Here is a 934-nt window from a genome sequence, read left to right as displayed (position 1 = left end):
TGCTCTAACTAAGCGACTACGCTTACGTGGTGTTATTTTCGTTAATTCTATCGATTTTTAAACCTCCCCATTTGGGGAGGTTTTTTTATGTCCAAAATTCCTCAACGGTCAATTTTGGAGATAGTCATCACTGTTATAGGGAAGAAGATCATGGCGAACTCGCTTTACCAGAAGCACATCATCTCTATTCCAGAGCTTTCTCGTGAAGAGCTGGAACTTATCGTCGAAACAGCAGGTAATCTGAAGAAGGAACCTCGACCAGAACTGATTAAAAACAAAGTCGTTGCGAGCTGTTTCTTTGAGCCATCAACGCGTACTCGCTTGTCGTTTGAGACCGCGATTCAACGCATTGGTGGTGATGTCATTGGTTTTGATAACGATGGTAATACGTCTCTGGCGAAGAAAGGGGAAACGCTTTCTGATTCTGTACAAGTTATCTCTTCATACGTCGATGCATTTGTGATGCGCCACCCTCAAGAAGGTGCAGCGCGCCTTGCTTCCGAGTTTTCGAATGGCGTTCCAGTGATTAACGCGGGCGACGGTGCTAACCAACACCCAACACAAACTCTGCCTGACCTCTACACCATCGCGGAAACGCAAGGTCGCTTAGACAACCTAAACGTAGCATTTGTCGGCGATTTAAAATACGGCCGCACCGTTCACTCACTGACTCAAGCACTGGCGAAGTTCAATAACATCCGCTTCTACTTTGTCGCTCCAGACGCATTGGCGATGCCAGAGTACATCTGCGAAGAACTCGATGAAGCTGGCATTGAATACAGCCTACACACAGAGATGGAAGCGGTAATTCCTGAGCTCGATATTCTTTACATGACTCGCGTTCAAAAAGAGCGTTTCGACGAGGCTGAATATGCGCACATCAAATCGGCTTACATTCTGACGGCGGCTCTATTGGAAGGCGCGCGTGAAAATC

The 934-nt window shown here is 46.9% G+C and carries 1 protein-coding gene; it reads left to right on the top strand.

Translation table 11 applies throughout. From position 1 onward, the window contains the following. Window positions 1–150 precede the first annotated feature (150 nt). Window positions 151–934, top strand: a 784-nt coding sequence (gene pyrB, locus R7R78_RS24840) for an aspartate carbamoyltransferase (protein ID WP_225474462.1), incomplete at its 3' end; no start/stop codon positions are given.

It is taken from the genome of Vibrio sp. 2134-1 (assembly GCF_033339495.1).
Note: the sequence above shows the minus strand (reverse complement) of the source record. Positions and strands in the feature narration are given on the sequence as shown.